Here is a 24,953-nt window from a genome sequence, read left to right on the forward strand (position 1 = left end):
TCAGAGGCGTCGCACCGTGATCGCCTCGCGTCCGTACTCCTGTCGCGCCGTCCGCATGCACCGCGAGCACAGGATCTCGACGCGTCGCGGATGACCCTCGCCGCACACGCAGTCGATCGTGACACGCCATTTGGCCTTGCGTCCGCAGGGGGCGTAGCCGGTCTCGTCGCCGTGGTCGCACTCGCAGCGCTGCGGTTCGCGATCGATGCCGGCCAGAGACCCGACGTCGACGACGCTCTCGGTATCGACATTCGCTGCACTCACCAGGTGATGCTCCCAGGAGTCACCCGTCGACCGCAAGAGCGCGACCGGTGGCGGATCAGCCGCCGATGGCGTTCATGCCGCGCGCGGGCTGGAGGAACGACGGATCGTTGATCGCATGGCCGGGCAGCTTGCCGTGCACGCAGGAGCGCAGCAACGCGGCGATGGCGTCGGCGCGGTGACCCGGCACCGATCCTTCACTCCGCATCACCGCGGTGAGGTCGTACTCGGCGTTCGAGAACAGGCAGTTGCGGAACTGACCGTCGGCCGTCAGGCGCAGGCGGTCGCAGGCGCCGCAGAACGGAGCGGTCACCGAGGCGATCACGCCGACCTCGTGCGGGCCGCCGTCGATCCGCCACTTCTCGGCCGGAGCTCCTCCGCGCCCGGGCACCGGGTCGAGCTGCCAGCGCTCGCCGAGCTTCTCGAGGATCTCCTCACGGGTCACCATCGTGGAGCGGTCCCACGTGTGCCCGGCATCCAACGGCATCTGCTCGATGAAGCGCAGCTGCGCGCCGACGCCCATCGCGAAGGCCACGAGATCGGGCAGCTCATCGTCGTTCACACCGCGCATCGCGACGGCGTTGAGCTTGAGCGGACGGAGTTCGGATGCCGCGGCGGCGGCGATGCCCTCGAACACGTCCTCGATGCGGTCGCGTCGGGTGAGGTCGGCGAAGCGCTGGCGATCGACCGTGTCGATGCTGATGTTGAGACGCGTGAGGCCGGCGGCGATGAGGTCGGGGAGCTTCTTCGCGAGGCTGATGCCGTTCGTGGTCATCGCGACCTCGACCGGGCCGTCCTCCCCCTCGATGCGGGCGATCCGACGGACGACGTCGACGATGTCGGCGCGCAGCAGCGGCTCGCCTCCGGTGAGCCGGAACGTGCGGATGCCGAGCGCGGCCGCCACCTCGGCGACCTCGACGATCTCGTCGGTGGAGAGGATGCTGGCGCGCGCGAGCCACTCGTTGCCCTGCTCGGGCATGCAGTAGGTGCAGCGCAGCGAACAGCGATCGGTCAGCGAGATGCGGAGATCACGGTGCACACGGCCGTGAGTGTCGACGAGCGCACCGCTCGTCGGGACAGCACCGCTGGCGGTCGTGACGTCGGGCGTGCGGACGCCGATCACGACCGGTACGGCCGTCATCGCTCCACCTCGCGCGTAGTCATCCTCCGAGACTAACCCGCGATCCGCCGTCGAGGGTAGGCGGGACGGCGACGACCGGCACATTGCCAGCGACGGCCAGCGATCTGTCGAGCAGCCGGCGATGATCGTCAGCGCCCGCCACGAAGCGCACGCCCGCCGGGTCGACCCGCAGCTGCAGCGGATCCCCCGGTGCGAGTCCCGTCGCGTCGGCGAGCGAGACGTCGACCTGGCAGAACGGAGTGTGCACGCGGATCCCGGCGAGCGTCGACTCGAGCCGCGTGATCTGCGTGCGGCACGCGTCGGGGTTTGTCGCGGCGTCGACGACCCGCACATCCTGCGGGCGGAACACCGCGACCAGTGGCGCACCGTCCGTCGCGGCGAGCGCGCGCGACGCGGCATCCGTGCTCGTCAGGTGCAGCTCGCCGTTCGACCACCCGCCGCCGCGCGCGACCCCGACGACCCGGTTGACGCCGGCGATCGAGGCGACGAAACCGGATGCCGGTGCCGCCAGTACCTCGCGCACGGGACCGCTCTGCGTCACGCGACCGGACTCGATGACGATCAGGCGCTCGGCCAGCGCCACGGCATCCGCCGCATCGTGCGTGACCGCGATCGTCGTGGTCCCGGCGAGCTGGTCGCGCAGCATCCGACGGATCTCTCCCGCCGTCTCCGGGTCGAGCGCGACGAGCGGCTCGTCCAGGAGCACGGCGCGCGGAGACGCGGCGAGCGCACGTGCCACCGCGACCCGCTGGCCCTCTCCTCCCGAGAGCTCTCGCGGCATCCGGTCTCCTGCTCCCGGAAGGCCGACGCGGATGAGCCATTCGTCGGCGGCGTCGCGCGCGGCGCGGGCGTCGGCACCGCCCGCACGGGGACCGAAGGCCACGTTCTCGCGCACGGTCAGGTGCGGGAAGAGCCGGGCGTCCTGTCCGAGCAGCACGATGCCCCGATTCTTGGGCTCCGTGCGCACGCGCGGCGCCTCCACACGATCGACGACGCGCTCCCCGACCGAGATCTCCCCGGCTGTCAGCGGTTCGAGACCCGCGAGCGCCTGGAGGAGCGTCGACTTGCCCGCGCCGCTCGGCCCCATCACCGCGACGGTCTCGCCGGGCGCGACATCCAGGGCGATGTCGACGGCGAAGTGCTCACGAGCCACGACGATGTGAGCGCTCAGCCCGCTCATCGCGCCGCTCCCGGTCGCCAGCCGCGCACCAGGAGCAGCACGGCGATGGCGGTGGCGAGCAGCAGCAGCGCGAGGGCGACAGCCGCACCCTGCGAGACTCCGGCGCCGTTGAACGCGGTGTAGATCGCAAGGGGCATGGTCTGGGTGACGCCGGGACGGTTGCCGGCGAACAGCGCCGTGGCCCCGAACTCGCCGATGGCACGGGCGAAGCAGAGCACGACGCCCGCCACGATGCCCGGCGCCGCGAGCGGGAGGGTGATGCGGCGGAGGATCGTCCACCGCCCCGCGCCGAGCGCCGCGGCGGTGCGCTCATAGTCGACGCCGGACGTGCGCACGGCGCCCTCGACCGCGAGCACCAGGAACGGCAGGGCGACGAAGGTCTGCGCGAGCACGACCGCGGGCGTGCTGAACGACAGCCCGAGGCCACCCAGCCATCCGGCGCGACCGAACAGGTACAGCAGCGCGACGCCGCCGACCATCGGCGGCAGGACGAGCGGGACCGTCACCGCGGCGCGGAGCACAGCGGCGAGGCGCGGTCCCGAGCGGGCGATGTACAACGCAAGCGGCACCCCGACGATGATGCACAGCAGTGTGGCGACGAGTCCGGTCCCGAGAGACAGCGCGAGGGCCGAGAGCGCGGCCTCCGACGTCACATCGGCGATGAAGGTCGACCACTGCACGCGGCCGACGAGCGCCGCGAGCGGGAGGATGAGGAAGGCCAGCCCGATCAGCGCGGGGACGGCGAGCGCGCGGGGCGCGTATCCCTGCGCACCGCCCGCGCTCATGGCTTTCCGAAGCCGAAGTCCGCGAGGATCTTCTGACCGGCGGGCGAGAGCACGAAGGCGACGAACGCCTCGGCGGCGTCCGGGTTGCGGGCGTCGGCGAGCGCGGTGATCGGATAGTGGTTCACAACGTCGTCGGCGCCCTCAGGCACGATCACCTCGATGTCGTCGCGGCCGACCACGTCCGTCGCGTACACCAGACCCGCGTCGGCTTCGGATGCCGCGACCTTCGTGAGCACCGCGGTCACGTTCTGCTCGAGGCTCGCCGCCTCGACCGTGACGCCGGCGGCGCTGAGGAGCTTCGCGGATGCCGCGCCGCAGGGAACTTCGGGGGCGCACAGCACCGTGGTGACGTCGGCGAGGTCGGCGAGCGTCGTGACCTCTCCGGGGTTGCCGGCGGGAACCGCGATGACCAGCGTGTTCGAGGCGAAGAGCGCCGGGTCGATCGCGGCATCCTTCGCCTTGTCCATGTTCGCCTCGTCGGCGGAGGCGAAGACGTCGGCCGGAGCGCCCTCGAGGATCTGCGTGACCAGCGTCGAGGAGCCGTCGTAGACCGGGCTGACCTTGACGTCCGGATTCTCGGCCGTGAACTTCTCGGCGATCGCGTCGAAGGCGCCCGACAGCGACGCTGCGGCGTAGACGGTGAGCTCACCGCTCAGGGTACTTTCCGTCGTCGTCTCGGTCGGCGAGGTCGACGGCGCGGATCCGGCGGCGCCCGCACACCCCGTGAGGGCGAGCGCGGCGGCCGCAAGGAGTGCGGTGGCGGAGCGGCGGAACGTGCGATTCATGTGTCAGACCTTCGGGACTTCGACGACGACCTGCGTCGCCTTGACGGAGGCGGTGGCGAGCGAGCCGACCTCGAGCTGCAGCTCGCGCGCCGCCTCGGCCGACATCAGCGAGACGACCCGGTGGGGACCCGCCTGGAGATCGACCTGGGCCATGAGCCCGTCGATCTGCACGCGCGTCACGATGCCGATGAACCGGTTGCGGGCACTGGACAGGAGGTCGTCCGCAGCCTTCGCCTCCTCGGCGAGGGCGACCGCGCGGGCGGCGAGCGCGTCGCCGGGGATCTCGGCCGGAACGGCATCCGTCACCGGGAGGAGCCCATGATCGATCCAGCGCCGGACGGTGTCGTCGCTCACTCCGAGGAGTCGCGCGGCACGGGCGATCCGATAGGTCTGCATGGGGCGAATCTACCGCAGTTGCGGAGTGTGTAGTCATATCCATCCGATTCTGCGTAACTCGCGGTCTCGCGGCGGATCGCAGTGGTGATGATTCGCGGAAAAGCCGACGTTTCGCGGACCGATATCCACGGAACGGTCCGGGATTCGTCAGGGGCTCCGCGAAACGTCGGTCGACGCCGAGGGCTGATCATCACTGCCGCGACTGCGCCCTACCGTGTCGGCAGCTCGACACCCGTCGCGTCGGCCAGTGCGGCGAGCAGGTCCTGCTGGAACGCCGGATCCGCGACGGCCGGATGGGGCTGCCGCTGCTCGCCGTGGTGCCAGTAGCCACCGGTGACCGCGAGGTGCGGATCGGTCGCGAGACGCTCCTGGGTCTCGTGGCCGAGGTCGAAGTCGTCGGGTGCGCCGGCACCGCCCATCTTCGTCGGCACCCAGCCGGGGTCGACGGCGTTGGCGGAGACCCGCGGTGCCCACCGATCGGCGACCGTCGCGGAGAGCGTCGTGACGAACAGCTTGGTGTCGGAATAGCTGGCGGTCACACGGTCGCCGTCCCAGTCGAGGCCCGCGAGGTCGGTCGACCCGCCGCGATGCATCCCGCTGCTGAGGTAGACGTGGCGGGTCGGGGTGCCCAGCAGCGCGGTGAAGAGGTACGGCGCGACGACGTTCACCGGCAGCAGACCGGGGCCCGAGATCACGCCGGCGTTGTGGATGACGGCGTCGATGGCTTCTCCCCCGTCGAGCTCCGCCGCGGCATCCATCACGGCCTGCCGATCGGCCACGTCGACGATGATCCGGTCGGCACCACGGTCGGTCAGCTCGGCGACCGCCGCGGCCCGCTCCGCGCTGCGCGCGTGCACGATCACCTGGTGACCCTGGTCGAGAAGTGCTGCTGCCGTCGCGCGGCCGAGACCGTCGGTCGAGCCGGTGACGAGGATGCGTGCCATGACACCATCCTCACCCCGATGACGCGGACGAGGGTCGGAGGAGCACGCACCCTCCACACGCGCGCACGACGAGGCCTACGCTGAAGCCATGCAACCTCTCGTCGCCCCCGCATCCGCTCTGGAGCCGACCGAGCTCGTCCGCACCGCCCGGCACGCGGTGCTCGCGGGCATCGGCGAAGAGGGCCAGCGCCGCCTGAACGCCGCCCGCGTCACCGTCGTGGGCGCCGGCGGGCTCGGCTCGCCCGTGCTGCTCGCCCTCGCCGCGGCCGGCATCGGATCGATCACCGTGATCGACGACGACGTCGTGGAGCTGACCAACCTGCAGCGCCAGCTCGCGCACCGGGTCGAGGACATCGGCACGCGGAAGACCGCGTCCGCGGAGCGGGCGATCAGCGCCCTCGCCCCGCAGACCGTCGTCACGCAGTTCCCGGAGCGCCTCGACGGCGCGAACGCCGAACGTCTGCTCGCCGGTGCCGATGTGGTCGTCGACACGAGCGACTCGTTCGACACCCGCCGCGACGTCGCCGCCGCGGCCGAGGCACTCGGTGTCCCGCTGGTGTGGGGAGCCGTGCAGGAATGGCACGCTCAGGCGACCGTCTTCTGGTCGAACCCGCCCGAGGGCGAGCCCGTGGTGCTCGCCGACCTCTTCCCGATCGGCACCGAGGGCGAGCCGCCGAGCTGCGCCCAGGTCGGTGTACTCGGTGCGCTCTGCGTGCAGGTCGGCGGGATGCTGGCCGGCGAGGTGATCAAGCTCGTCACGGGAGCCGGGAAGCCCCTGCTCGGCCGGCTCGCGATGATCGATGCGCTCTCGTCACGCCAGCACGAGATCGCGATCCGTCCGGCATCCGCGACGACCGAGGCGGTGTCGGCATGACCGCCCTGCGTTCGGTCGAGGACCAGCTCACGCGTGTCCTCGACGCCGTGCACGTGCTCGAGGCCGAGACCCGCCCGGTGCGGGATGCCTCGGGGCGCACTCTCGCGGATCCGGCCGTCGCCGCCCACGACATCCCCCTGTTCGACAACTCCGCCATGGACGGCTTCGCTGTGCGCGCCGCCGACGTCGACGCGGCATCCGAGGCGAACCCGATCACTCTCCGCGTCGTCGCAGACCTTCCGGCCGGGGTGTCTCTCGACCCGCCGCTCGGCCCCGGCGAGGCCGCACGCATCATGACCGGCTCCCCGGCTCCCACGGATGCCGACGCGATCGTCCCGTTCGAGGACACGGAGGGCGGTCTCGCCGACTCCCTGGGCGAGGTCCGCGTGCTGCGGGCGCCGGCGAAGCCCGGCGCATTCGTACGCCGGCGCGGCGCGGATCTGCAGGCGGGCGACGACGTCGTGCTCGCCGGCGAGCGCCTGGGCGCGTTCCAGATCGCCGCGGCCGTCGCCGCCGGGATCGCCGAGGTGACCGTGACGCGCGCTCCGCGCGTGGCCGTGGTCTCGACCGGGAGCGAACTGCTCGCGCCGGGAGAACCCGCCGCCCGCGGACGCATCCCTGATTCCAACGGCCCCCTGCTCGAACAGCTGGTGGCGGATGCCGATGCCGAGGTCGTCCTCGTCGCCCGGGTGCCCGACGAAGCGGATGCCGTCCGCGCGGTCACCGCGGAGGCCACGGCCCTCGGCGCCGACGTGATCGTGTTCACGGGCGGTGTGAGTGCAGGCGCCTACGAACCGGTGCGCGGCGCGTTCGACGGACAGGGCGAGGTCGAGTTCGTCGGCGTCGCGATGCAGCCGGGCAAGCCGCAGGCCTTCGGCGTGCTGGATGCCGGAGCACTCGTCTTCGGCCTCCCCGGCAATCCGGTGAGCGTCGCGGTGTCGTTCGAGGTGTTCGTGCGCCCCGCTCTGCTCGCGATGCAGGGTCGCGCCGCCACCCACCGCCCGCACGCGTCGTTCACCGCCGACGTCGCCTGGACCACCCCTCCGGGCCGTCGTCAGTTCCTCCCTGCCGTGGTCGATCTCGTCGCCCGCACCGTGAGCCCCGCGACATCTGGGGGCTCGGGGTCGCACCTGGCGGGCGGGCTCGCTCGAGCGCAGGCGTTCGCGATCGTCCCGGCCGAGGTCCAGGCCGTTTCCGTGGGCGACGCTATCGATGTCATGCTGGTCGGATGAGCTTCCCTCACCTTGACGCGGCCGGCCGCGCCCACATGGTCGATGTGACCGCGAAGCAGCCGACCGTCCGCACGGCATCCGCACGCGGCTTCGTGCGCTGCAGCCCCGAAGTGATCGCGGCGCTCCGCGACGGCACCGCTCCGAAGGGCGATGTCCTCGCCGTCGCGCGCATCGCCGGCATCCAGGCCGCCAAGTCCACGCCCACGCTGCTCCCCCTGGCGCACGTCATCGGCGTGCACCGCGCGAGCATCGAGCTCGACATCGTCGACGACGGTGTGCTCATCGAGGCGACCGTCGGCACCGCCGACCGCACCGGCGTCGAGATGGAGGCCCTGACGGCCGTGTCGGTGACGGCCCTCGCGATCGTCGACATGATCAAGGGCATCGATCGCGCGGTCGTGATCGAGAACGTGCGCATCGTCGCGAAGTCGGGCGGACGCTCCGGCGACTGGGTCCGTCCCGGCGAAGACGCGCCAGGAGACGCACGATGACCCGCGTACGCTACTTCGCCGCCGCCGCCGAGGCCGCGGGCACGGATGCCGAGGAACGCGACGAGCGCACGCTGCTCGCTCTCCGCGCGGCGGTCGTGGCGCAGCATCCGGCCCTCACCGACATCCTGCCGCGGTGCGCCGTGCTCGTCGACGGCGTGCGGGCCGACGACGACCGGCCGCTCGACGACGCCCAGCTCATCGACGTGCTCCCGCCCTTCGCCGGAGGCTGAGACAGCTCGGCGTCAGCCGCCGATGCCCTTCCACGACGTCGTCCCGTCGGATTCGAGCTGCCGCTTCCACACGGGCAGGTCGCGCTTGATGTCCTCGATCACCGCGCGGCACACCTCGAAGGCCTCGGCGCGGTGCTCGGAGGCGACCGCGATCACGACGGCCGCATCGCCGACCTCCAGCCGCCCGACGCGGTGGCTCACGGCCACCACGGCGGAAGCATCGCCGCCGGCCTGCTCGGCGATACGGCGCAGCGTCGCCTCGGCATCCGGATGGGAGCTGTACTCCAGGCCGACCACCGGCGTCTGAGCATCGGGGTCGTTGTCGCGCACCCGCCCGACGAAGGTGGTCACGCCGCCGAGTCGCGGGTCCTCCACAGCCCGGAGATGCGCGTCGAGGTCGAGGAGCTCCTCGCTCATCGCCGCCAGTCGTACGTCGTTCATGAGTGGTCTCCGCCCTCGAGCTGGTCGACGATGTGCCCGGCGACGCCGAGGATCACGGGCACCCCGGATGCCACGGCACGCATGGAACCGGGAAGATTCACGACCAGCGCCCCGGCGGGGTCGATGATGCCGGCGAGTCCCCGCGACACCACGGACAGCGGGGTGTCCGCGAGTCCGCTGCGCCGCAGCTCCTCGGCGATCCCGGGGAGCTCGCGGGTGATCACCCGGCGCGTGCCCTCGGGCGTCTGGTCTCGCGGCGCGACGCCGGTGCCGCCGGTGGTGACGATGAGCCGGATGCCGCGTGCGGATGCCCTGCGGAGCGCATCCGCCACCGAATCGGCGCCGTCCGGGATGATCTCGGCGTCCGGGCAGTGCCAGCCGGCATCCCGCAGGAGCCCGACGGCGATCGGTCCGCCGCGGTCTTCGCGCTCTCCCCGAGACGACCGGTCCGAGACCGTGATCACGAGAGCGGGGAGCGAGGTCATGGCTCCACCCTAGGTCCCGGCGCTCGTCCGCGCACCGGCATCAGGTGACGCGGATCAGCGAACGCTGCCACCCGGTCGAGCCGTCGGGGGCGATCGGTGCGCGCTCCTCGATCTGCAGGTCGCCGTTCTTGTTGACGGCACGGACCGCGACGTAGTGCGTGCCGGGGGTCGCGTCCCACTCCATGAACCACTGCACCCAGGTGTCATCGTTGATGGGAGTCGACATGGTGGCCGGCATCCAATCGCCTTCGTCGATCTTCACCTCGACCCGTTCGATGCCGACCGACTGCGCCCAGGCCACTCCCGCGATCGGGATCTTGCCCGCCGGCACCGCCTCGCCGATGCTCGGGGTGTCGAGCCGCGACGAGAACTTGATCGGGGCCTCGGCGCTGTACCCACGGGGTGTCCAGTAGGCCTCATCGTCGGCGAAGGTCGTGACCTTGAGCTCGGTGAGCCACTTGGTCGCCGACACGTAGCCGTACAGCCCGGGCACGACCATGCGCACCGGGAAGCCGTGCTCGAGCGGCAGGGGCTCGCCGTTCATCCCGACCGCGAGGATCGCATCGAGGTTGTCATCGGTCAGGGCGGCCAGCGGCGTGCTGGCCGTGTAGCCGTCGACGCTCTTCGAGAGCACCATGTCGGCGCCGGACTTGACGCCGGCCTTCTTCAGCACGTCGCGCAGGGGGACGCCGAGCCACATCGCGTTGCCGACGAGCTCTCCGCCGACCTCGTTCGAGACGCAGGTGAGCGTGATCGCATACTCGTCGAGGCCCATGTCGAGGATGTCCTGGAACGACAGCTCCACGCGCTGGTCGACCATGCCGTCGATCACGAGACGCCAGGTCTCGGGGTCGATCGTGGGGACGGTGAGCGCGGTGTCGACGCGGTAGAAGTCCTTGTTCGGCGTGAACAGCTCGCTCAGCCCCTTGATGTCGAGCTCTGCGCCCTGCGGCACGGTCACGGTCGACTTCGGCGCCGGGAGCTTGAGGGCGTTGCGGATCGACTCGACAGAGCCGACGGCCATGGTCACGGCGCGCGAGGCGACACCCACGACGACGGCGGATACCCCGGCGATGGCAGCGAGGGCGAAGAAGCGACGGCGGTCGATGCCCTTCGGGGCGGCCGGATTCTCGGGGACCGCGCTCGCGGAGTCGTCCGCCACGGCGGCCGCCGCACGCCATGCGCGGAGACGCCGGACCAGCAGGACGAGGATCAGCGACCCGACGATCGTGCCGAGCACGGGAGGCAGGAAGGCGAGCGGAGTGACTCCGGCACGCGTCACGATGGCGGCTGTGGAGAGCACGCCGGCGATGACCAGGGCGATGACGCCCAACGGAGCCTTCACGAGCTGCAGGACGCCGGCGATCGCCGAGGCGATGACCACCGCGAGGCCCAGCCCCGCGAGCAGTGCGATCTTGTCGTACTCCCCGAACGTGGCGATCGCGAACTCCTTGAAGGGCTGCGGCACGATGTCGATCACGAAGCCGCCGACCGCCAGGATCGGGCTGGCCGTGCGCGCGAAGATCAGGGCGAAGAGCTCGGCGACGGCGAGGAACACCGCGCCGCTGATCACGCCCGCGAGCGCGGCCCACGCGATGAATCGTTTCCCACTGCGTCGCTGCGCCATGATCGTCTCCTGTTCCACCGGTGAAGGTGCTCGCAGGTAGTTCGGAGGCAGAGCGGAAACGGATCGGAGCGGAGTTCCGGAGTGCGCTCCGTGTTCTCGCGTGCACAACTCAGGAGAAAAGCTCGGGCATGGCCCGAAACGGACCCTTCTGGGGCAGATTCCGGAAGAATCTCCTGAGTTGTGCACGCCTCGAGCCGGTGCCCGCGTCGCGCGGCCGGATCAGACCAGCACGCGCTCCGGCCGTGAGTAGACGTTCATCGAGCTCCCCCGCACGAACCCCGCGAGCGTGAGCCCCGACGCGGCCGCGAGCTCGACGGCGAGTGATGACGGCGCGGACACGGCGGAGAGGATCGGGATGCCGGCCATCACCGCCTTCTGCACCAGCTCGAAGCTCGCCCGCCCCGACACCTGCAGCACCGTGCCGCTCAGCGGCAGGCGGTCGTCGAGGGCGGCCCAGCCGATCACCTTGTCGACGGCGTTGTGCCTGCCGACGTCCTCCCGCAGCACCAGCAGCTCGCCGGTCGCCGCGTCGAAGAGCGCCGCGGCGTGGAGGCCGCCGGTCTTCTCGAACACGGCCTGCCCCTCGCGCAGCCTGTCGGGGAGACCGAGCAGCAGCGCGGCATCCACGGTGACGGCATCCGCCGCCACGTCGAATCGGGAGGTCTTCTCGATCGCCTCGATGGAGGCCGCTCCGCACACGCCGCACGAGCTCGTCGTGTAGAAGTTGCGTGCGATGTCAGTGAGCAGCGGCTCCAGTCCGGGCCGGAGTGTCACGTCGAGCACGTTGTAGGTGTTGCCCGAGGAGAGGACGGATGCCGGCGGGGCGGCCGACTCTGGGTCGCTGAGCCTGTCGAAGCGTCCTGCATGGCCCTTCGACAGGCTCAGGGACCCAGGTGAGTCCATGGTCAGCAGAGAGCCGGGCGCCCCGCCTCCTGTGCCCGGGCCACCGCAGTGGATCGCGGAGAGGAAGTCGCCACCGGCCCCGATCACGCCCTCCGACACGAGGAATCCGGCGGCGAGCTCGACGTCATGGCCCGGGGTGCGCATCGTCACGGTCAGCGGGGCTCCCGCGACGCGGATCTCGAGCGGCTCCTCCACCGCGAGGGTGTCGGCGCGGCGGCGGACCGTGACCTCGTCATCGACGATCGCGATGCGGGTGATCGGTGAGCGGGCGGTGAGGCGTCCCATCTCAGTCGCCGGGCGCGGCCGCGCCGGTGGCGCCCGCGCCGGCGCGGTGCTCGAGGCGCACGATCACGGCCTTCGACGTGGGTGTGCCGCTGACGTCGGCGACCGAATCGAGAGGCACGAGCACGTTGGTCTCCGGGTAGTAGGCCGCCGCGTTGCCGCGCGGCGTCGAGTACGGGACGATGCGGAACTCCTCGGCCCTGCGCTCTTCGACGGTGCCGTCGGGACCCGTCCACTCCGAGACGATGTCGACGATCTCGCCCTCGGCGAATCCGAGCTCGGCGATGTCCTCCGCATGCACGAGCACGACCCGCCGGCCGCCGCTGATGCCGCGGTAGCGGTCGTCCTTGCCGTAGATCGTCGTGTTGTACTGATCGTGCGAGCGCAGCGTCTGCAGCAGCAGGCGGCCCGGGGGGATCACCGGGTACTCCAGCACGTTCGCCGTGAAGCGTGCCTTGCCGTCGACCGTCGCGAAGCGGCGCTCGTCGCGGGGTCCGTTCGGGAGGAAGAACGTGCGCCCCTTCTGGATGCGGGCGTCGTAGTCCTCGAACCCCGGGATGACGCGCGCGATGTGGGAGCGGATCAGGGCGTAGTCCGTCTCGAGGGCGGCCCAGTCGGCGCGGGGAGCGTTCTTCGGTCGGGGCGAGTAGCGCTCGCCCTCGATCTCGCCGTGCTCGGGGAGCCCCCGCTCGGGGTCGCCGTCGTGCGACACGGGCGCCTGCGCCGGCGACGGTCCCTCGTCGAAGAGGTGGCCGCACAGGCGAGCGACGATCGCGACCTCGCTCAGCAGATCATCGGACGGGGGCGCCAGACGGCCGCGGGACGCGTGCACGGCGCCCATCGAATCCTCGACCGTGACGCGCTGCTCGGCGCCGCCGCGGCGGTCGCGGTCGGTGCGCCCGAGGGTCGGCAGGATGATCGCCCGGCGGCCGGTGACGACGTGCGAGCGATTGAGCTTGGTGGAGACCTGCACCGTGAGGTTCACCCGGGCCATCGCGGCTTCGACGACGGCGGTGTCGGGCGTGGCCGAGACGAAGTTGCCGCCCATGCCCATGAACACGCGCACGCGGCCGTCGCGCATCGCGCGGATCGCCTCGACCGTGTCGAAGCCGTGCTCGCGGGGTGCGGTGAACGCGAACTCGCGATCGAGGGCCTCGAGGAACGCCTCGGACGGCTTCTCGTAGATGCCCACGGTGCGGTCGCCCTGCACATTCGAGTGTCCGCGCACCGGGCACACACCCGCGCCCTTCCGACCGATGTTCCCCTGCAGCAGCAGCACGTTGACCACGTCGCGCAGAGTCGGCACGGAGTGCTTGTGCTGCGTGAGGCCCATCGCCCAGCAGACGATCGTGGCCTTCGAGGTGCGCACGTCCTCGGCGATCACGCGCAGCGAGGCTTCGGACACGCCCGTCGCCTCGACCAGCGACGCCCAGTCGGCGCGTGCCATCGCCTCGCGGTACGCGTCGAAGCCGCTGGTGTGCGCGTCGATGAAGGCGTGGTCGAGCACGCCGCCGTCGCGCTCCTCGACCTCGAGCAGGTGCTTGCCGATGGCCTGGAACAGCGCCTGATCTCCACCGGAGCGGATCTGCACGAACCGGTCGGCGATCTTCGTGCCGCCGAACGCCACGCCTCGCGGAGTCTGCGGGTTCTCGAACCGCATCAGACCGGCTTCCGGCAGCGGGTTCACCGCGATCACCCTGGCACCGCGCTGCTTGGCCTTCTCGAGCGCCGACAGCATCCGCGGGTGGTTGGTCCCCGGGTTCTGCCCCGCGACGATCAGGAGGTCGGCATCGTGCATGTCGTCGATCGACACGGTGCCCTTGCCGATGCCGATGGTCTCGGTGAGCGCGGATCCGCTGGACTCGTGGCACATGTTCGAGCAGTCCGGCAGGTTGTTCGTGCCGATGCCGCGCACCAGTAGCTGGTAGAGGAAGGCCGCTTCGTTCGACGTGCGACCCGACGTGTAGAACACCGTCTCATCGGGGTCGTCGACCGCGGCGATCTCGTCGGCGACGGCGCGCAGCGCGTCGTCCCACGACACGGGACGATAGTGGGTTGCACCTTCGTCGAGGATCATCGGATGCGTCAGCCGCCCCTGCTGCCCGAGCCACCAGTCGTCGTGGCCACGGAGCTCGTCGATCGAGTGCTCCTGGAAGAACGCCGGGCCGACCGTGCGAAGAGTCGCCTCCTCGGCGACAGCCTTGGCCCCGTTCTCGCAGAACTCGGCGAGGTGCCGCTTGTCCTCCTCCGGCCACGCGCATCCCGGGCAGTCGAACCCATCCTTCTGGTTCACCCGCGCGAGGGTCTGCACCGTGCGGACGACGCCCATCTGCTCGTTCGCGATCTGCAGCGCGTGCAGCACGGCGGGCACGCCGACGGCGACCTTCTTCGGCTTCGAGACCCGTACACCGGTCTCGTCGATGTCGGACTTCGGTGCCTTCGTCGCCATGCCGCCCATGTTAGGCCAGGCGCGCGAGGCGACGTTCCGGAGGCCTCAGTCAGACTCCGACGACGCGCGGGGGCGGCGGCGGGGCGAGCTGCCTCCGCGGCACGCCGTGGGCCTCGCGGTGCAGGCGCTCCATGCGGGTGTCGAGCTCGGCGGCGGCCGCCGCGGCATCCGTCAGGCTGTCGACGAGGTGCGAGGGGACCTGGTTCGAGAACTTGTAGTAGATCTTGTGCTCGAGGCTGGCCCAGAAATCCATCGCGATGGTGCGGAACTGCACCTCGACGGGAACCGCCAGGGCGCCCGTCGACAGGAACACCGGGACCTCGATGATCGCGTGCAGGCTCTTGTAGCCGTTCTCCTTCGGCTGCGCGATGTAGTCCTTGACCACCCGCACCGTGACGTCGTCCTGCTGCGTGAGGAGGTCGAAGAGCTGGTACACGTCGGCGACGAAGCTGCAGGTCACGCGCACGCCCGCGATGTCGGTGATCTCGGAGCGGATGCGGTCGAAGTCGGGCTCGTCGATGCCCTTGCGAGCGATCTTCTCGACGATGCTGTCCGGCGTCTTCAGACGGCTCTTCACGTGCTCGATCGGGTTGTACGCGTGGTCGTGGGTGAACTCGTCACGGAGGATCGAGATCTTCGTCTCCACCTCACGCATCCCGAACTCGTACTCGCGCAGGAAACGCTGGAACTCGTCACGCAGTTCGCGTGTCTTGCGGATGGAGTCTTCGGTGACCTGAAGGGTCGTCATGAGATCGACGTTACAAGTTCGTGATCGGAAACCGCTGTGGATCGGCATCATGGCGATTCCACCCGGATCGACGCGAGCGTGAGCGCATCGTCGGCGCTTACGCTGTGGCAACCCCGCCCCCTGCACAGTGAGAGCTGCAGCACGGAAGGGGCATCGATTGGCACCTGCATCCCCCGGTTCTCGACACCGGATCGCGCGGACCACACCGCCGGGAACGTCGACCCCGCCCGTCGGCGCGTACGCGGCCTACCTGGCCTGGCGCTCCCTGAACGAGGCCCCGCAGGCGCAGCGCGCAGCTCGTCCTGCCGCGGCGGAGCGCACCTCATGATCGACGACCTCTCGACGCTGCTCGCCGGATTCGGGGTGCTGCTGTCCGCCGAGATTGTCGCGCTGACGGTCCTGGCCCTCGGCATGATCGCCTTCCTCTCCGTGCTCTTCGCCGTCATCGTGTCGACACTCGCCGTCCGGTGGTTCTTCGGCCTGTTCCGCTCCCCCGGGACCACGGACGGGTCGCTCCCTTCGGGGAGCGACCCGTCTCTCATGCGCTGAGGGCGGCGGTCGGCGATGTCCGGGCGGCGCGGATGGCCGGGATGGACCCCGCGATCGCGCCGACGAACATCGTGACGACGACGCCGGCGACGAGCACCAGCGGAGGGATGGACACGAGCCATCCGTTGCCCGTCGCGACGATCCAGGTGATGAGCCACCCGATGAGGGATCCACCCAGTCCGCCGAGCGAGGCGAGCAGCACGGCTTCGACGAGGAACTGCGAGCGGATATGCCCGCGGGTCGCGCCGATGGCTCGTCGGAGTCCGATCTCGCGGCGGCGCTCCAGGACCGTGATCACCATGGTGTTGGCGACGCCGATGCCGCCGACGAGAAGGGCGATGGAGCCGACCCCCACCAGAAGTCCGGTGAAGGCCTGATCGATCGTGTTCTTCGCGGCGAGCGCATCGGACGGACGGCTGACCTTGACCTCGTTGGGCGCCTCGGGATTGACCGTGCGCGGCAGGAGATCGCGCGCCTCGTCCACGGCGTCGTCCGCCGACCGCTCGTAGATCGTCGTCGGGGAGCCGTCGAACCCGAAGAGCTCCTCGGCGATGCCCGCACCGATCAGCGCGGCGGTGTCGAGCTCGGGTGCGAGCGGCGCTCGCTCGAGAATCCCGACGACGGTGAAGTACCGTCCGCCCAGCCAGACCTGGCTCCCGACCGTGCTGATCCCCAGCCTCTCCGCCGCCTTGTAGCCGAGCACGACGGCGGGGAGCTTCTCCGTCACCTCGTTCATCCACGCGCCCGCCTGCAGATCCGACCCGGTCGCCTCGAGCAGATCGTCGCCGGCGGCCGCGACTGTCATCCCTCCGGTCTCGCCCTTGTCGATCGATGCGCTCCGGTAGACATGCACGTCTTTGAGAGTCGAGATCCAGGTCGCCGTCTCGACGCCCGGGAGGTTCCGCACACGGATGATCGCGTCGGCGGGGAGCTTGGCGTCTCCGCCGAACATGTCGCTGCCTGCCGTGACCGTCAGGAGGTTGGTCCCGAGCGAGGCCAGTCTCTGCTTCACGAGCGCCTCGCTCGACGTGGAGATCCCGATCACGGCGATCATCGCGGCGATGCCGATCGCGATGCCCAGCGCCGACAGCACCGCCCGCAGAGGGTGCGCGCGCAGGCCGTGGAAGCCGAGTCCGAGCAGGTCGGATGGGCGGAGTCTCGCCTGCAGCCGCACGCTCATGCGCTCGCCTCCAGGCTCGGTGCCGACGCGACCGCGACGTCGCCCGGACGCCCGGTGTCGGCGACGATCTCGCCGTCGCGGATGCGGATCTGCCGCGGCATCCGATCGGCGAGCTCCTGGTCGTGGGTGATGACCACGACCGTGGTGCCTGCCCGGTTGAGCTCCTTCAGGATCTCGATGACGGCGGCTCCCGACTTGCTGTCGAGACTCCCGGTGGGCTCGTCGGCGAGCAGCAGCGCGGGCTCCCCCACGACTGCTCGGGCGATCGCGACACGCTGTCGCTCTCCACCGGAGAGCTGACGCGGCTGATGACGCAGCCGGTGCCCCAGCCCCACCCGCTCCAGGGCGACGGCCGCGCGCTTGCGACGCGCGGCCGTCGGCGTGCCGGTGTAGAGGAGTCCCGTCGCGACGTTGTCGATGGCGGTGACGCCGTCGGAGAGATGGAACTGCTGGAACACGAAGCCGATCGTGTACGCGCGCAGGGCGGAGAGCTGCGCGTCGCCCAGGTCGGCGACGTCGTAGCCGGCGATCCGGGTGAGACCGGAACTCGCTCGATCCAAGGTGCCCATGAGGTTCAGGAGAGTGGACTTCCCGGAGCCGCTCGGCCCCACGATCGCGACCATCTCTCCCCGATCGATCCGCAGATCCACTCCGCGCAGGGCGAGAGTCGGGGGTGACCCGTAGGAACGGGTCACCCCCGTCAGCTCGATCACGGCGCTCATTTCGCCACCGCCACGATGTCGCCTTCGGCGAGGTCGCCCCCGACGATCTCCACCATCCCGTCCGCGAACTTGCCGAGCTCGACCGTGACGAGCTCGGTCTTCTTGTTCACGACGCGTTCGACCGCCGACTCTCCGCCCGGCTGCGCGAGCAGGGCGGTCACGGGGACCAGCAGCACGTCCTCGGCGATGAGATGGACCAGCGTCACGCTCACGCTGACCGTGTCGAACGCCGCCGCGAGGGTCGGGTCGTCCAGCACGATCGTGATCGGGAGCTTCAGCGTCTTGCCGCCGTTGTCGTTGTCCCGTTCGACGGGGGCGCCAACGGCGGTCACCGTGCCGGTCGCGACGGTGCCGTCCGGCAGCCGCACGTCGACCTTGGCACCCACCGGCGCGTTCGCCGCCAGGTTCGGATCGATGTCGACGGCCGCCTCCTTGGTGCTGTCGGACACCTTGAGCACCGCGCCGCCCGCCGGGCTGCCGACCTTCGCGACGGCATCCTGGACCCGCACCTCTCCGGGAGAGAACACGATCCGTCCCATCTCGATGCGACCCGTGTCTTCGAGACCGAGCGCGTCCTGCCATTCCTTGATCGCCTCGATCGTCGCCCACCGGAACTCGTCGTCCGGTTCGCCGTCGAAGAAGCCGAGTGCCTGGAGGTTGATCTCGAGCTGCCGGATGTCCTCACCGTCGGTCATGCCTTCCGCGAACTCCCGCCACACGGGCAGCCCACCGAACATCAGGATGACCGGGGTGTCGTCCACGCGGTAGAGCTCGTACCCGCGTCCGACGACGGTTCCCGGTGCGGGCACGCCCGTCACCGTGCCCGCGAGCGGAGACCCGAGATCGCGCACGTTCTTGAACTCGAGCTTGCCCGTCACCCGGACCTGCTCGGTCAGGTTCCCCCGGGCGACGGCCGTCGTCTCGGTGGGCGGCGCCTTCTTCTCCTCGCCGGCCTCGGCCGGGGGACGGGTGAGCAGGATCGTCGCGGCGACCGCAGCCACCACCACGAGGGCGGTCGCCGCGATGATCCAGCCGCGGCGACCGCGACCGGAGGAGAAGCGCTGCTCCTCCTCCCCGTCGTCGTCTCCGTTGCCGCCGGTTCCGCCGATGCCGAGAACGGTGTCCTGATCGTCCTCGTCGGGATCTCTCTTCCTCAGGATGCCGAATGAGTGCTTCATCCTTCGGCTCCGGGGAAGCCGGCCTCGGTCATGCACGCATCCATGTCGGCCGGGTCGTAGTCGCCCATGGGCATGGCGGCCGTGGTTCCGGCGGGGCCCGGCTCGGGGTCGGGGAAGTCGTATCCCGCGTCGCGCATGCACTGGGCGAAGGTGAGCATCATCTCGTTCATCTCGTCATCGGAGGGCATGTCGGGGCGCGTGGGCGGATCTCCGAGCTTCTCGTCGCAGACCTCGCGCGCGTCATCCATCGCGGCGATGTCCGCATCGCTCGGCGGCTCAGGGGCGACCTCGGTCTCTTCCCCGTCGCTGCCGGCCTTGGCCATGAACTGCGACAGGTCGACGCCCTCGTCCTTCATGCACTTCTCCCAGGCGAGCTGCCAGTCGTCGAACTCCTGTTCCTGGCTGGCGCTGTCCAGGTCGGGGGACTCGTCCGCCGCGTCGGGCGTGGGAGCGCAGGCGGCGAGGCCGCCGACGAGCATCAGGCCGGCGAGGAAGACCAGGCCGCGGTTGCGTGTGATTCGCATGGGGTGTCCTTTCGGTGCTCCCTCACGGTGAGGGGTGAGGACAGTTCACGGGGCGGCCGGTCGCAGCAGAGTAAAGAGAACCCTTTACCTTCCGCGAACCTGCATAGTGATTGCATGTGATCAGGAGTGAGGAGAACTCGAGATGCGAGTGCTGGTTGTCGAAGATGAGCGCTACCTGGCGGAGGCCATCCACGCGAAGCTGAGCCTGGAGGCGATATCCGCGGACATCGCCGATGACGGCGCGGCCGCGCTCGAAGCCGTCGCGCACACCGAGTACGACGTCGTGCTCCTGGACCGTGACATTCCCGTCATCCACGGCGACGAGGTGTGCCGGCGCCTCTCGCGCGACCCCGATCGACCGGCCATCCTGATGCTCACCGCTGCTCGACTGCTCGACGACAAGGTCGACGGTCTCACGCTGGGAGCGGATGACTACCTCGCGAAACCCTTCCAGTTCCCGGAGCTGATCGCCCGCCTGCGCGCGCTGAGCCGGCGCCGGTTCAGCGCGCTGCCGCCGATCCTGGAAGCGGCCGATGTGCGTCTGAACCCCATCCGGCGAGAGGTGACCCGCTCCGGGAGATTCGTGAACCTCACCCGCAAGGAGTTCGCGGTCCTGGAGGTGCTGATGCGGGAGCCGGGGACGGTCGTGAGTGCCGAACGACTGCTCGAGAAGGCATGGGACGAGAACGCCAACCCGTTCACGAACTCGGTCAAGGTCACGATCAGCACGCTGCGCCGGAAGCTGGGCGAACCGCGTGTCATCGAGACGCTGCCGGGTGCCGGATACGTCATCGGTCGGACGGGCTGACATGTCCGCCACACGACCGACGGGCTCGACGGAGCCGAACCGTCTGAAGCTGAGCGTCGAGGGTTTCCGGCTGACGCTGCGGACCCGTCTCGCACTCACGTACGCCGGACTCCTCACGCTGGCCGGTGCGTTGATGATGCTGATCGTCTACGTCGTGGTGGGGTATCTGCCCACTTATGCGTTCGCCGTGCCGGCGACCACGGCGGAACCCCTGCAGACCACCCCGACCGAACCGCTCTACGACACCGGCATCGCAGCGGCCGAGACCATCCCCGGCCTGATCGTCTCCTCGCGCAGTGACGTGCAGACGCTGATCCTGATCATCGCCGCGATCCTCCTGGTGCTCCTCGCCGGCGGCGGAACGTGGGCCGGCTGGGCCCTGGCAGGACGGATGCTCCGACCGCTGCAGGAGGTCAACGCCGCCGCGCACCGCGCGGCACGCGGACACCTCGACCACCGGATCGCCCTCGCAGGCCCGAAGGACGAGCTGACCGACCTGGCCGACACCTTCGACGAGATGCTCGAGGGCCTCGAACGCTCCTTCGGGACCTATCGTCGTTTCGCGGCCAACGCCTCGCACGAGCTGCGCACCCCTCTCGCCACCACCAGGGCGATGCTCGACGTGGCGCTCAGCGGAGCGGATGCGCACGAGCGTCCCCTGCTCGAGCGACTGCGGGAGACCAACGAGCGCAGCATCGACACCGTGGAGTCCCTGCTCGACCTGACGGAGGTCGATGCGGCGAGCGCGGATCACGGCATCGTCCAGCTGGAGCAGGTCGCCACGTTCGTGTTGGCGGAGGTCGCCGAGGAGGCGGAGGCCGCGGGCGTGCGGATCGACTACCGGCTGTCGACGACGCCGGTCTCCGGCGACGCGTCGCTGCTGAGACAGCTGCTCTTCAACCTCATCCAGAACGGCGTCCGGCACAACGAGCCGGGCGGCTGGGTCAGGGTGACGACCGAGTCACGCCCGCGCACCGGGGCCGAGCTGCGGGTCGAGAACTCCGGAGCCATCGTCGCGGATGCCGACCTCGAATCCCTCACGGACCCGTTCTTCCGCGCGCGTGGCCGATCCACGGCTTCGACCTCGAAGGGGCGCGGCCTCGGCCTGTCGATCGTGAAAGCCATCACCGACCGCCACGACGCCACCCTCCGCTTCGCGGCGAGGGAGGAAGGCGGCCTCGTCGCCACGGTGGTCTTCCCACCGGACGACGCCCCCTGAGCACCTCGCGTGCACAGGCCGCCACGGTCTTGACGCCCCTGCCGGCCCGGTCTACAACTGACCACATGAGCAGCGCCGGAGAGACCTGGACCGAGGCATACGTCGAAGCGTGGCGATCGAACGACGCGCAGCAGATCGGAGCGCTGTTCGCCGAGGACGCTCGATACCTGACCAGTCCGGACTCCGAACCCCGGGTGGGACCGGCCGCCATCGTGGCCGGTTGGCTCGAGGATCTCGACGACCCGGGCACCTGGAGCTTCGAGTGGTCGATCATCCACGAGGACGAGAGCCTCGTGCTCATCCAGGGCCGCACGCAATACCGCGCGGAGCGCGACTATCTGAACCTCTGGGTCGTCCGTCTCGATGCCGAGGGTCGGGCGACCGCGTTCACGGAGTGGTACATGCCGCGTCCGCATCAGGACTGACCCGGGCCCGTAAGGATTCCGTGAGGGTCACCCGACACGCCGTAGGGATTCCGTGAGGATGGCGTGAGGAAGCCGTCGGCAGGCGTAGTGTCGCCGGACGTGTCAGACGAAATCAAGGACGGCGCGGATTCACCCCCGCGGGCCAAGCGCATCCTCATCGGCGACCCGCTGACGAGTGAGCAGGTCGAGGACCAGCTGCTCCCGAAGAAGATGGCGCTGCCGATCTTCGCGTCGGACGCGCTGAGCTCGGTGGCGTACGCGCCGCAGGAGCTCGTGATGATCCTGCTGATCGGCGGACTCACCTTCCTGTCGTTCACTCCCCTGGTCGCCGCCGCGGTCGTCCTGCTGCTGATCGTCGTGGTGCTGAGTTACCGGCAGCTCATCAAGGCCTACCCCTCCGGCGGCGGCGACTACGAGGTCGCCTCGAAGAACCTCGGCGAGATCCCCGGCGTGATCGTCGCGGCCGCGCTACTGGTCGACTACGTGCTGACCGTGGCCGTCTCGGTCGCCTCGGGCGTGGACAACATCATCTCCGCCGTGCCTGGGCTCGATCCGCTGCGCGTGGAGCTGGCGGTCGGATTCGTCATCCTGATCATCATCGTGAACCTCCGCGGCGTGCGCGAGGCGTCGCTCGTCTTCGCGATCCCGACCTACGTGTTCATCGCCTCGGTCGCCTTCATGATCGTGACGGGACTGGTGCGCACGTTCCTCGGCGATGCTCCGATCGCCTCGAGCGCCGAGTTCTCGGTGCAGGCCGAGAATCTCAGCCAGGCCGCCGTCATCCTCCTCATCCTGCGCGCCTTCTCGAGCGGCTGCTCCGCCCTCACGGGCGTGGAGGCCGTGTCGAACGGCGTGCCCGCGTTCCGCACCCCGAAGGTGCGCAACGCGCAGTCGACCCTCGTGCTGATGGGTTCGATCGCCGCCTGCCTGTTCGCGGGGCTCACCGCTCTGGCCCTGATCACCGGCGTGCACTACGCGGAGAATCCGTGCGACCTGATCGGCTTCGACTGCGCGAATCCGCAGCCCAGCCTGATGGCGCAGATCGCGAGCGCGACGTTCGGCGGCGGCAGCATCCTGTTCTTCATCGTGCAGGCGGCGACGGCCTGCGTGCTGCTGCTCGCGGCGAACACGGCGTTCAACGGATTCCCGCTGCTCGGCGCGGTCCTCGCCCGCGACGGCTACGCGCCGAAGTCGCTGAACACCCGCGGAGACCGCCTGGTGTTCTCGAACGGCATGATCCTGCTCGGCATCGGCGCCATGATCGTTCTCGTGGTGTTCCAGGCGCGCCTGACGACACTGATCCAGCTGTACATCATCGGCGTCTTCGTCTCGTTCTCGCTTGGCCAGATCGGCATGGTGCGGCACTGGCGGCGCGTCCTCCGCACGCCCGACGACGCGTCCGGCGCGGCAGCATCCGATCGCCGCTCCGCGAGGGTGGGACTCATCATCAACTCCGCCGGTGCCGTCATGACGGTGGCCGTGCTGCTGATCGTGACGATCACCAAGTTCACCCACGGCGCGTATCTCGTGTTCTTCGCTATCCCGATCCTCGCCTTCCTGATGATGGGCGTGAAGCGCTACTACCGCGACGTCGACCACGAGATCGCGATCGACGACACCACCCGCTTCGGCGCGACGGGCGACGTCGCGATCGTCATGGTCAGCAAGCTGCAGAAGCCCGTCGCGAAGGCCGTCGACTACGCGGTCGCCGCGAAGCACGGCAAGACGATCGCGGTGCACGTCGCCGTCGATGCGGATGACGCCAGCGAGCTGCAGCAGCAGTGGGCCGACCACCTGATGCCGATCCCGCTCGTGATCCTCGAGTCGCCGTACCGATCGTTCGCACAGCCGGTGACCCAGTTCATCAAGCAATACCGGGCCAAGCACGGCTCCTCGGTCGTGACCGTGTACCTGCCGCAGTACATCGTCGGCCACTGGTGGGAGTCGTTCCTGCACAACCGCCGCGCTCGTCGCCTCGCCAACCAGCTCATGCTCGTGCACGGGGTGTCGATCACGCTCGTGCCGTGGCTGCTGGACTCCTCCGAGCTCATCTACGGGCGCCGCTCGCGGCCGCTGCCGGGACAGGAACGCGCCGGACGCCCGGTCGTCGTCTCGGGACGGCGCGCACACCGCCCGGGCGGTCCGCCTCAGGAGTGATCGCGGCGCGGCATCCCTAGGCTGAGGGCATGAACTCACGCAGAGCCCTGATCGTGCGCGGCGGCTGGTCGGGACACCAGCCGGTGGAGACCACGGACCTCTTCGTCCCGTTCCTCGAGCAGAACGGCTACGACGTCAGGATCGAGGAGTCCCCCGAGATCTACGCGGATGCCGCCGCCATGGCGGAGACCGATCTCATCGTGCAGTCCGTGACCATGTCGGAGATCTCCGGTGCCGCCGTGAAGGGTCTGCGCGATGCCGTGCTCGCGGGTACGGGGTTCGCGGGCTGGCACGGTGGCATCGTCGACTCGTACCGCGCCAACTCCGACTACCTGCAGCTGGTCGGCGGGCAGTTCGTCAAGCACCCCGCGAAGGCACCGGAGCAGATCCGCGGCGACGGCGCCGACAGCTTCCTGCCGCACACGATCGACATCACCGATCTCGGCCGCGATCACGACATCACGCGCGGCATCGACGACTTCGCGCTCACCACCGAGCAGTACTGGGTGCTGCACGACGACCTCAACGACGTGCTGGCCACGACGACGCATCCGGCGCGCTCCGATCAGCCGTGGCACCGCCCCGTGACCTCGCCGGCGGTGTGGACCCGCTCCTGGGGCGCCGGACGCGTCTTCGTCGCCACCCCTGGGCACGACCCGGATGTGCTGCGCGACGCGAACGTCCGCACCATCGTCGAGCGCGGGCTGCTGTGGGCGAGTCGCGGGAGTTCAGCGTAACGGCGGCCGATACCGGCCTCCGTCCGAATTCCCGTGAACCTTTCTTCCGGGATCGGGCAATAGCTTGTATGACCATTCACGACTCGCACACCGTCGACCCGGCATCCGTCTTCCTCCCGCAGACCGTTCAGGTCGACCTCGGCTGGCTCTTCGCCGACCTTCAAGCAGGCAACCCGACGTCGACGCCGTCGGCGTAGCCG

The 24,953-nt window shown here is 70.0% G+C and carries 29 protein-coding genes; 12 read left to right on the forward strand and 17 right to left on the reverse strand.

Annotated elements, in window-relative coordinates; genetic code table 11:
- From ABS642_RS12395 to ABS642_RS12425, 7 genes are all read right to left on the reverse strand, one after another.
- Entirely contained in the window at positions 1 to 264 is a 264-nt protein-coding gene (locus ABS642_RS12395; protein WP_282214868.1) for a hypothetical protein, read from the reverse strand.
- A 55-nt stretch (positions 265 to 319) separates the two neighbouring features.
- The gene (moaA, locus tag ABS642_RS12400; protein WP_282214871.1) at positions 320 to 1,402 is read right to left on the reverse strand and encodes a GTP 3',8-cyclase MoaA; all 1,083 of its coding nucleotides are present in this window, start codon (positions 1,400 to 1,402) and stop codon (positions 320 to 322) included.
- A 19-nt stretch (positions 1,403 to 1,421) separates the two neighbouring features.
- A complete protein-coding gene (locus tag ABS642_RS12405; RefSeq protein ID WP_350350299.1) occupies positions 1,422 to 2,582 on the reverse strand; it encodes an ABC transporter ATP-binding protein in 1,161 nt (386 codons plus the stop codon).
- Positions 2,579 to 3,367, reverse strand: a complete 789-nt coding sequence (gene modB, locus ABS642_RS12410) for a molybdate ABC transporter permease subunit (RefSeq protein WP_350350300.1) — start codon at positions 3,365 to 3,367, stop codon at positions 2,579 to 2,581. Before modB ends, ABS642_RS12405 begins: the two co-directional genes overlap by 4 nt.
- Complete coding sequence (gene modA, locus ABS642_RS12415) at positions 3,364 to 4,152, reverse strand: molybdate ABC transporter substrate-binding protein (RefSeq protein ID WP_350350301.1); 789 nt, start codon at positions 4,150 to 4,152, stop codon at positions 3,364 to 3,366. The genes modB and modA overlap by 4 nt, the downstream gene beginning before the upstream one ends.
- A 3-nt stretch (positions 4,153 to 4,155) precedes the next feature.
- Entirely contained in the window at positions 4,156 to 4,548 is a 393-nt protein-coding gene (locus ABS642_RS12420) for a TOBE domain-containing protein (protein ID WP_350350302.1), read from the reverse strand.
- 209 nt (positions 4,549 to 4,757) lie between these two features.
- Positions 4,758 to 5,492 (reverse strand): SDR family NAD(P)-dependent oxidoreductase, encoded by a 735-nt coding sequence (locus tag ABS642_RS12425; protein ID WP_350350303.1) that lies wholly within the window; start codon positions 5,490 to 5,492, stop codon positions 4,758 to 4,760.
- 88 nt (positions 5,493 to 5,580) lie between these two features.
- Here ABS642_RS12425 and ABS642_RS12430 point away from each other — a divergent pair, with 88 nt between their 5' ends.
- The 4 genes from ABS642_RS12430 to ABS642_RS12445 are packed head-to-tail and all read left to right on the forward strand — an operon-like array spanning position 5,581 to position 8,319.
- Positions 5,581 to 6,366 (forward strand): HesA/MoeB/ThiF family protein, encoded by a 786-nt coding sequence (locus ABS642_RS12430; RefSeq protein WP_350350304.1) that lies wholly within the window; start codon positions 5,581 to 5,583, stop codon positions 6,364 to 6,366.
- A complete protein-coding gene (glp, locus tag ABS642_RS12435; RefSeq protein ID WP_350350305.1) occupies positions 6,363 to 7,598 on the forward strand; it encodes a gephyrin-like molybdotransferase Glp in 1,236 nt (411 codons plus the stop codon). Before ABS642_RS12430 ends, glp begins: the two co-directional genes overlap by 4 nt.
- On the forward strand, positions 7,595 to 8,089 hold the full coding sequence (gene moaC / locus ABS642_RS12440) for a cyclic pyranopterin monophosphate synthase MoaC (RefSeq protein WP_350350306.1): 495 nt from the start codon (positions 7,595 to 7,597) through the stop codon (positions 8,087 to 8,089). Before glp ends, moaC begins: the two co-directional genes overlap by 4 nt.
- Positions 8,086 to 8,319 carry a MoaD/ThiS family protein gene (locus ABS642_RS12445; protein WP_282214881.1) on the forward strand — a complete coding sequence of 78 codons (234 nt, stop codon included), beginning with the start codon at positions 8,086 to 8,088 and terminating at the stop codon, positions 8,317 to 8,319. The genes moaC and ABS642_RS12445 overlap by 4 nt, the downstream gene beginning before the upstream one ends.
- Before the next feature lie 12 nt (positions 8,320 to 8,331).
- Here the strand turns inward: ABS642_RS12445 and ABS642_RS12450 are convergent, their stop codons facing one another.
- The 6 genes from ABS642_RS12450 to ABS642_RS12475 form a co-directional block, all read right to left on the reverse strand.
- The gene (locus ABS642_RS12450; protein ID WP_282214882.1) at positions 8,332 to 8,760 is read right to left on the reverse strand and encodes a molybdenum cofactor biosynthesis protein MoaE; all 429 of its coding nucleotides are present in this window, start codon (positions 8,758 to 8,760) and stop codon (positions 8,332 to 8,334) included.
- Positions 8,757 to 9,245: a MogA/MoaB family molybdenum cofactor biosynthesis protein gene (locus ABS642_RS12455; RefSeq protein ID WP_350350307.1), complete on the reverse strand. Its 489-nt coding sequence runs from the start codon at positions 9,243 to 9,245 to the stop codon at positions 8,757 to 8,759. Before ABS642_RS12455 ends, ABS642_RS12450 begins: the two co-directional genes overlap by 4 nt.
- A 40-nt stretch (positions 9,246 to 9,285) precedes the next feature.
- Positions 9,286 to 10,872: a molybdopterin-dependent oxidoreductase gene (locus ABS642_RS12460; protein ID WP_350350308.1), complete on the reverse strand. Its 1,587-nt coding sequence runs from the start codon at positions 10,870 to 10,872 to the stop codon at positions 9,286 to 9,288.
- A 219-nt stretch (positions 10,873 to 11,091) separates the two neighbouring features.
- Entirely contained in the window at positions 11,092 to 12,060 is a 969-nt protein-coding gene (gene fdhD, locus ABS642_RS12465) for a formate dehydrogenase accessory sulfurtransferase FdhD (RefSeq protein ID WP_350350309.1), read from the reverse strand.
- 1 nt (position 12,061) lies between these two features.
- Positions 12,062 to 14,506 carry an FdhF/YdeP family oxidoreductase gene (locus ABS642_RS12470; RefSeq protein WP_350350310.1) on the reverse strand — a complete coding sequence of 815 codons (2,445 nt, stop codon included), beginning with the start codon at positions 14,504 to 14,506 and terminating at the stop codon, positions 12,062 to 12,064.
- A gap of 49 nt (positions 14,507 to 14,555) precedes the next feature.
- Complete coding sequence (locus tag ABS642_RS12475; protein WP_282214887.1) at positions 14,556 to 15,254, reverse strand: GTP pyrophosphokinase family protein; 699 nt, start codon at positions 15,252 to 15,254, stop codon at positions 14,556 to 14,558.
- A 157-nt stretch (positions 15,255 to 15,411) separates the two neighbouring features.
- On the opposite strand from ABS642_RS12475, the gene ABS642_RS12480 reads away from it, so the two are divergent.
- Together ABS642_RS12480 and ABS642_RS12485 are read left to right on the forward strand one after the other, a co-directional pair.
- On the forward strand, positions 15,412 to 15,582 hold the full coding sequence (locus ABS642_RS12480; protein WP_350350311.1) for a hypothetical protein: 171 nt from the start codon (positions 15,412 to 15,414) through the stop codon (positions 15,580 to 15,582).
- Complete coding sequence (locus ABS642_RS12485) at positions 15,579 to 15,803, forward strand: hypothetical protein (protein ID WP_350350312.1); 225 nt, start codon at positions 15,579 to 15,581, stop codon at positions 15,801 to 15,803. The genes ABS642_RS12480 and ABS642_RS12485 overlap by 4 nt, the downstream gene beginning before the upstream one ends.
- Here the strand turns inward: ABS642_RS12485 and ABS642_RS12490 are convergent.
- The 4 genes from ABS642_RS12490 to ABS642_RS12505 are packed head-to-tail and all read right to left on the reverse strand — an operon-like array spanning position 15,793 to position 19,407.
- Entirely contained in the window at positions 15,793 to 16,983 is a 1,191-nt protein-coding gene (locus ABS642_RS12490) for an ABC transporter permease (RefSeq protein ID WP_350350313.1), read from the reverse strand. The two genes, ABS642_RS12485 and ABS642_RS12490, sit on opposite strands and share 11 nt — an antisense overlap.
- A complete protein-coding gene (locus tag ABS642_RS12495) occupies positions 16,980 to 17,705 on the reverse strand; it encodes an ABC transporter ATP-binding protein (RefSeq protein WP_350350314.1) in 726 nt (241 codons plus the stop codon). The genes ABS642_RS12490 and ABS642_RS12495 overlap by 4 nt, the downstream gene beginning before the upstream one ends.
- On the reverse strand, positions 17,702 to 18,883 hold the full coding sequence (locus ABS642_RS12500) for a peptidoglycan-binding domain-containing protein (RefSeq protein WP_350350315.1): 1,182 nt from the start codon (positions 18,881 to 18,883) through the stop codon (positions 17,702 to 17,704). Before ABS642_RS12500 ends, ABS642_RS12495 begins: the two co-directional genes overlap by 4 nt.
- The gene (locus ABS642_RS12505) at positions 18,880 to 19,407 is read right to left on the reverse strand and encodes a hypothetical protein (protein ID WP_350350316.1); all 528 of its coding nucleotides are present in this window, start codon (positions 19,405 to 19,407) and stop codon (positions 18,880 to 18,882) included. Before ABS642_RS12505 ends, ABS642_RS12500 begins: the two co-directional genes overlap by 4 nt.
- Positions 19,408 to 19,549: 142 nt before the next feature.
- On the opposite strand from ABS642_RS12505, the gene ABS642_RS12510 reads away from it, so the two are divergent.
- The 6 genes from ABS642_RS12510 to ABS642_RS12535 all read left to right on the forward strand — a co-directional run bounded on the left by ABS642_RS12510 (position 19,550) and on the right by ABS642_RS12535 (position 24,950).
- Positions 19,550 to 20,215 carry a response regulator transcription factor gene (locus ABS642_RS12510; protein ID WP_350350317.1) on the forward strand — a complete coding sequence of 222 codons (666 nt, stop codon included), beginning with the start codon at positions 19,550 to 19,552 and terminating at the stop codon, positions 20,213 to 20,215.
- A gap of 1 nt (position 20,216) precedes the next feature.
- A complete protein-coding gene (locus tag ABS642_RS12515) occupies positions 20,217 to 21,434 on the forward strand; it encodes a HAMP domain-containing sensor histidine kinase (protein WP_350350318.1) in 1,218 nt (405 codons plus the stop codon).
- A gap of 65 nt (positions 21,435 to 21,499) precedes the next feature.
- On the forward strand, positions 21,500 to 21,859 hold the full coding sequence (locus ABS642_RS12520; RefSeq protein WP_350350319.1) for a nuclear transport factor 2 family protein: 360 nt from the start codon (positions 21,500 to 21,502) through the stop codon (positions 21,857 to 21,859).
- Between the two features lie 87 nt (positions 21,860 to 21,946).
- The gene (locus ABS642_RS12525) at positions 21,947 to 24,016 is read left to right on the forward strand and encodes an APC family permease (RefSeq protein ID WP_282214897.1); all 2,070 of its coding nucleotides are present in this window, start codon (positions 21,947 to 21,949) and stop codon (positions 24,014 to 24,016) included.
- Between the two features lie 29 nt (positions 24,017 to 24,045).
- The gene (locus ABS642_RS12530; protein WP_350350320.1) at positions 24,046 to 24,753 is read left to right on the forward strand and encodes a ThuA domain-containing protein; all 708 of its coding nucleotides are present in this window, start codon (positions 24,046 to 24,048) and stop codon (positions 24,751 to 24,753) included.
- 68 nt (positions 24,754 to 24,821) lie between these two features.
- Positions 24,822 to 24,950 (forward strand): hypothetical protein, encoded by a 129-nt coding sequence (locus ABS642_RS12535; RefSeq protein WP_350350321.1) that lies wholly within the window; start codon positions 24,822 to 24,824, stop codon positions 24,948 to 24,950.
- Positions 24,951 to 24,953: the final 3 nt, after the last annotated feature.

Origin of the sequence: Microbacterium sp. A8/3-1 (assembly GCF_040267695.1) — a bacterium.
Lineage (GTDB): Bacteria > Actinomycetota > Actinomycetes > Actinomycetales > Microbacteriaceae > Microbacterium > Microbacterium luteolum.

What these genes read in the sequence shown, in the direction of transcription:
- moaA (WP_282214871.1), bottom strand. Translation starts at nt 1,402, where the DNA reads ATGACGGCCGTACCGGTCGTGATCGGCGTCCGCACGCCCGACGTCACG.
- ABS642_RS12405 (WP_350350299.1), bottom strand. Translation starts at nt 2,582, where the DNA reads ATGAGCGGGCTGAGCGCTCACATCGTCGTGGCTCGTGAGCACTTCGCC.
- modB (WP_350350300.1), bottom strand. Translation starts at nt 3,367, where the DNA reads ATGAGCGCGGGCGGTGCGCAGGGATACGCGCCCCGCGCGCTCGCCGTC.
- modA (WP_350350301.1), bottom strand. Translation starts at nt 4,152, where the DNA reads ATGAATCGCACGTTCCGCCGCTCCGCCACCGCACTCCTTGCGGCCGCC.
- ABS642_RS12420 (WP_350350302.1), bottom strand. Translation starts at nt 4,548, where the DNA reads ATGCAGACCTATCGGATCGCCCGTGCCGCGCGACTCCTCGGAGTGAGC.
- ABS642_RS12425 (WP_350350303.1), bottom strand. Translation starts at nt 5,492, where the DNA reads ATGGCACGCATCCTCGTCACCGGCTCGACCGACGGTCTCGGCCGCGCG.
- ABS642_RS12430 (WP_350350304.1), top strand. Translation starts at nt 5,581, where the DNA reads ATGCAACCTCTCGTCGCCCCCGCATCCGCTCTGGAGCCGACCGAGCTC.
- glp (WP_350350305.1), top strand. Translation starts at nt 6,363, where the DNA reads ATGACCGCCCTGCGTTCGGTCGAGGACCAGCTCACGCGTGTCCTCGAC.
- moaC (WP_350350306.1), top strand. Translation starts at nt 7,595, where the DNA reads ATGAGCTTCCCTCACCTTGACGCGGCCGGCCGCGCCCACATGGTCGAT.
- ABS642_RS12445 (WP_282214881.1), top strand. Translation starts at nt 8,086, where the DNA reads ATGACCCGCGTACGCTACTTCGCCGCCGCCGCCGAGGCCGCGGGCACG.
- ABS642_RS12450 (WP_282214882.1), bottom strand. Translation starts at nt 8,760, where the DNA reads ATGAACGACGTACGACTGGCGGCGATGAGCGAGGAGCTCCTCGACCTC.
- ABS642_RS12455 (WP_350350307.1), bottom strand. Translation starts at nt 9,245, where the DNA reads ATGACCTCGCTCCCCGCTCTCGTGATCACGGTCTCGGACCGGTCGTCT.
- ABS642_RS12460 (WP_350350308.1), bottom strand. Translation starts at nt 10,872, where the DNA reads ATGGCGCAGCGACGCAGTGGGAAACGATTCATCGCGTGGGCCGCGCTC.
- fdhD (WP_350350309.1), bottom strand. Translation starts at nt 12,060, where the DNA reads ATGGGACGCCTCACCGCCCGCTCACCGATCACCCGCATCGCGATCGTC.
- ABS642_RS12470 (WP_350350310.1), bottom strand. Translation starts at nt 14,506, where the DNA reads ATGGCGACGAAGGCACCGAAGTCCGACATCGACGAGACCGGTGTACGG.
- ABS642_RS12475 (WP_282214887.1), bottom strand. Translation starts at nt 15,254, where the DNA reads ATGACGACCCTTCAGGTCACCGAAGACTCCATCCGCAAGACACGCGAA.
- ABS642_RS12485 (WP_350350312.1), top strand. Translation starts at nt 15,579, where the DNA reads ATGATCGACGACCTCTCGACGCTGCTCGCCGGATTCGGGGTGCTGCTG.
- ABS642_RS12490 (WP_350350313.1), bottom strand. Translation starts at nt 16,983, where the DNA reads ATGAGCGTGCGGCTGCAGGCGAGACTCCGCCCATCCGACCTGCTCGGA.
- ABS642_RS12495 (WP_350350314.1), bottom strand. Translation starts at nt 17,705, where the DNA reads ATGAGCGCCGTGATCGAGCTGACGGGGGTGACCCGTTCCTACGGGTCA.
- ABS642_RS12500 (WP_350350315.1), bottom strand. Translation starts at nt 18,883, where the DNA reads ATGAAGCACTCATTCGGCATCCTGAGGAAGAGAGATCCCGACGAGGAC.
- ABS642_RS12505 (WP_350350316.1), bottom strand. Translation starts at nt 19,407, where the DNA reads ATGCGAATCACACGCAACCGCGGCCTGGTCTTCCTCGCCGGCCTGATG.
- ABS642_RS12510 (WP_350350317.1), top strand. Translation starts at nt 19,550, where the DNA reads ATGCGAGTGCTGGTTGTCGAAGATGAGCGCTACCTGGCGGAGGCCATC.
- ABS642_RS12515 (WP_350350318.1), top strand. Translation starts at nt 20,217, where the DNA reads ATGTCCGCCACACGACCGACGGGCTCGACGGAGCCGAACCGTCTGAAG.
- ABS642_RS12520 (WP_350350319.1), top strand. Translation starts at nt 21,500, where the DNA reads ATGAGCAGCGCCGGAGAGACCTGGACCGAGGCATACGTCGAAGCGTGG.
- ABS642_RS12530 (WP_350350320.1), top strand. Translation starts at nt 24,046, where the DNA reads ATGAACTCACGCAGAGCCCTGATCGTGCGCGGCGGCTGGTCGGGACAC.
- ABS642_RS12535 (WP_350350321.1), top strand. Translation starts at nt 24,822, where the DNA reads ATGACCATTCACGACTCGCACACCGTCGACCCGGCATCCGTCTTCCTC.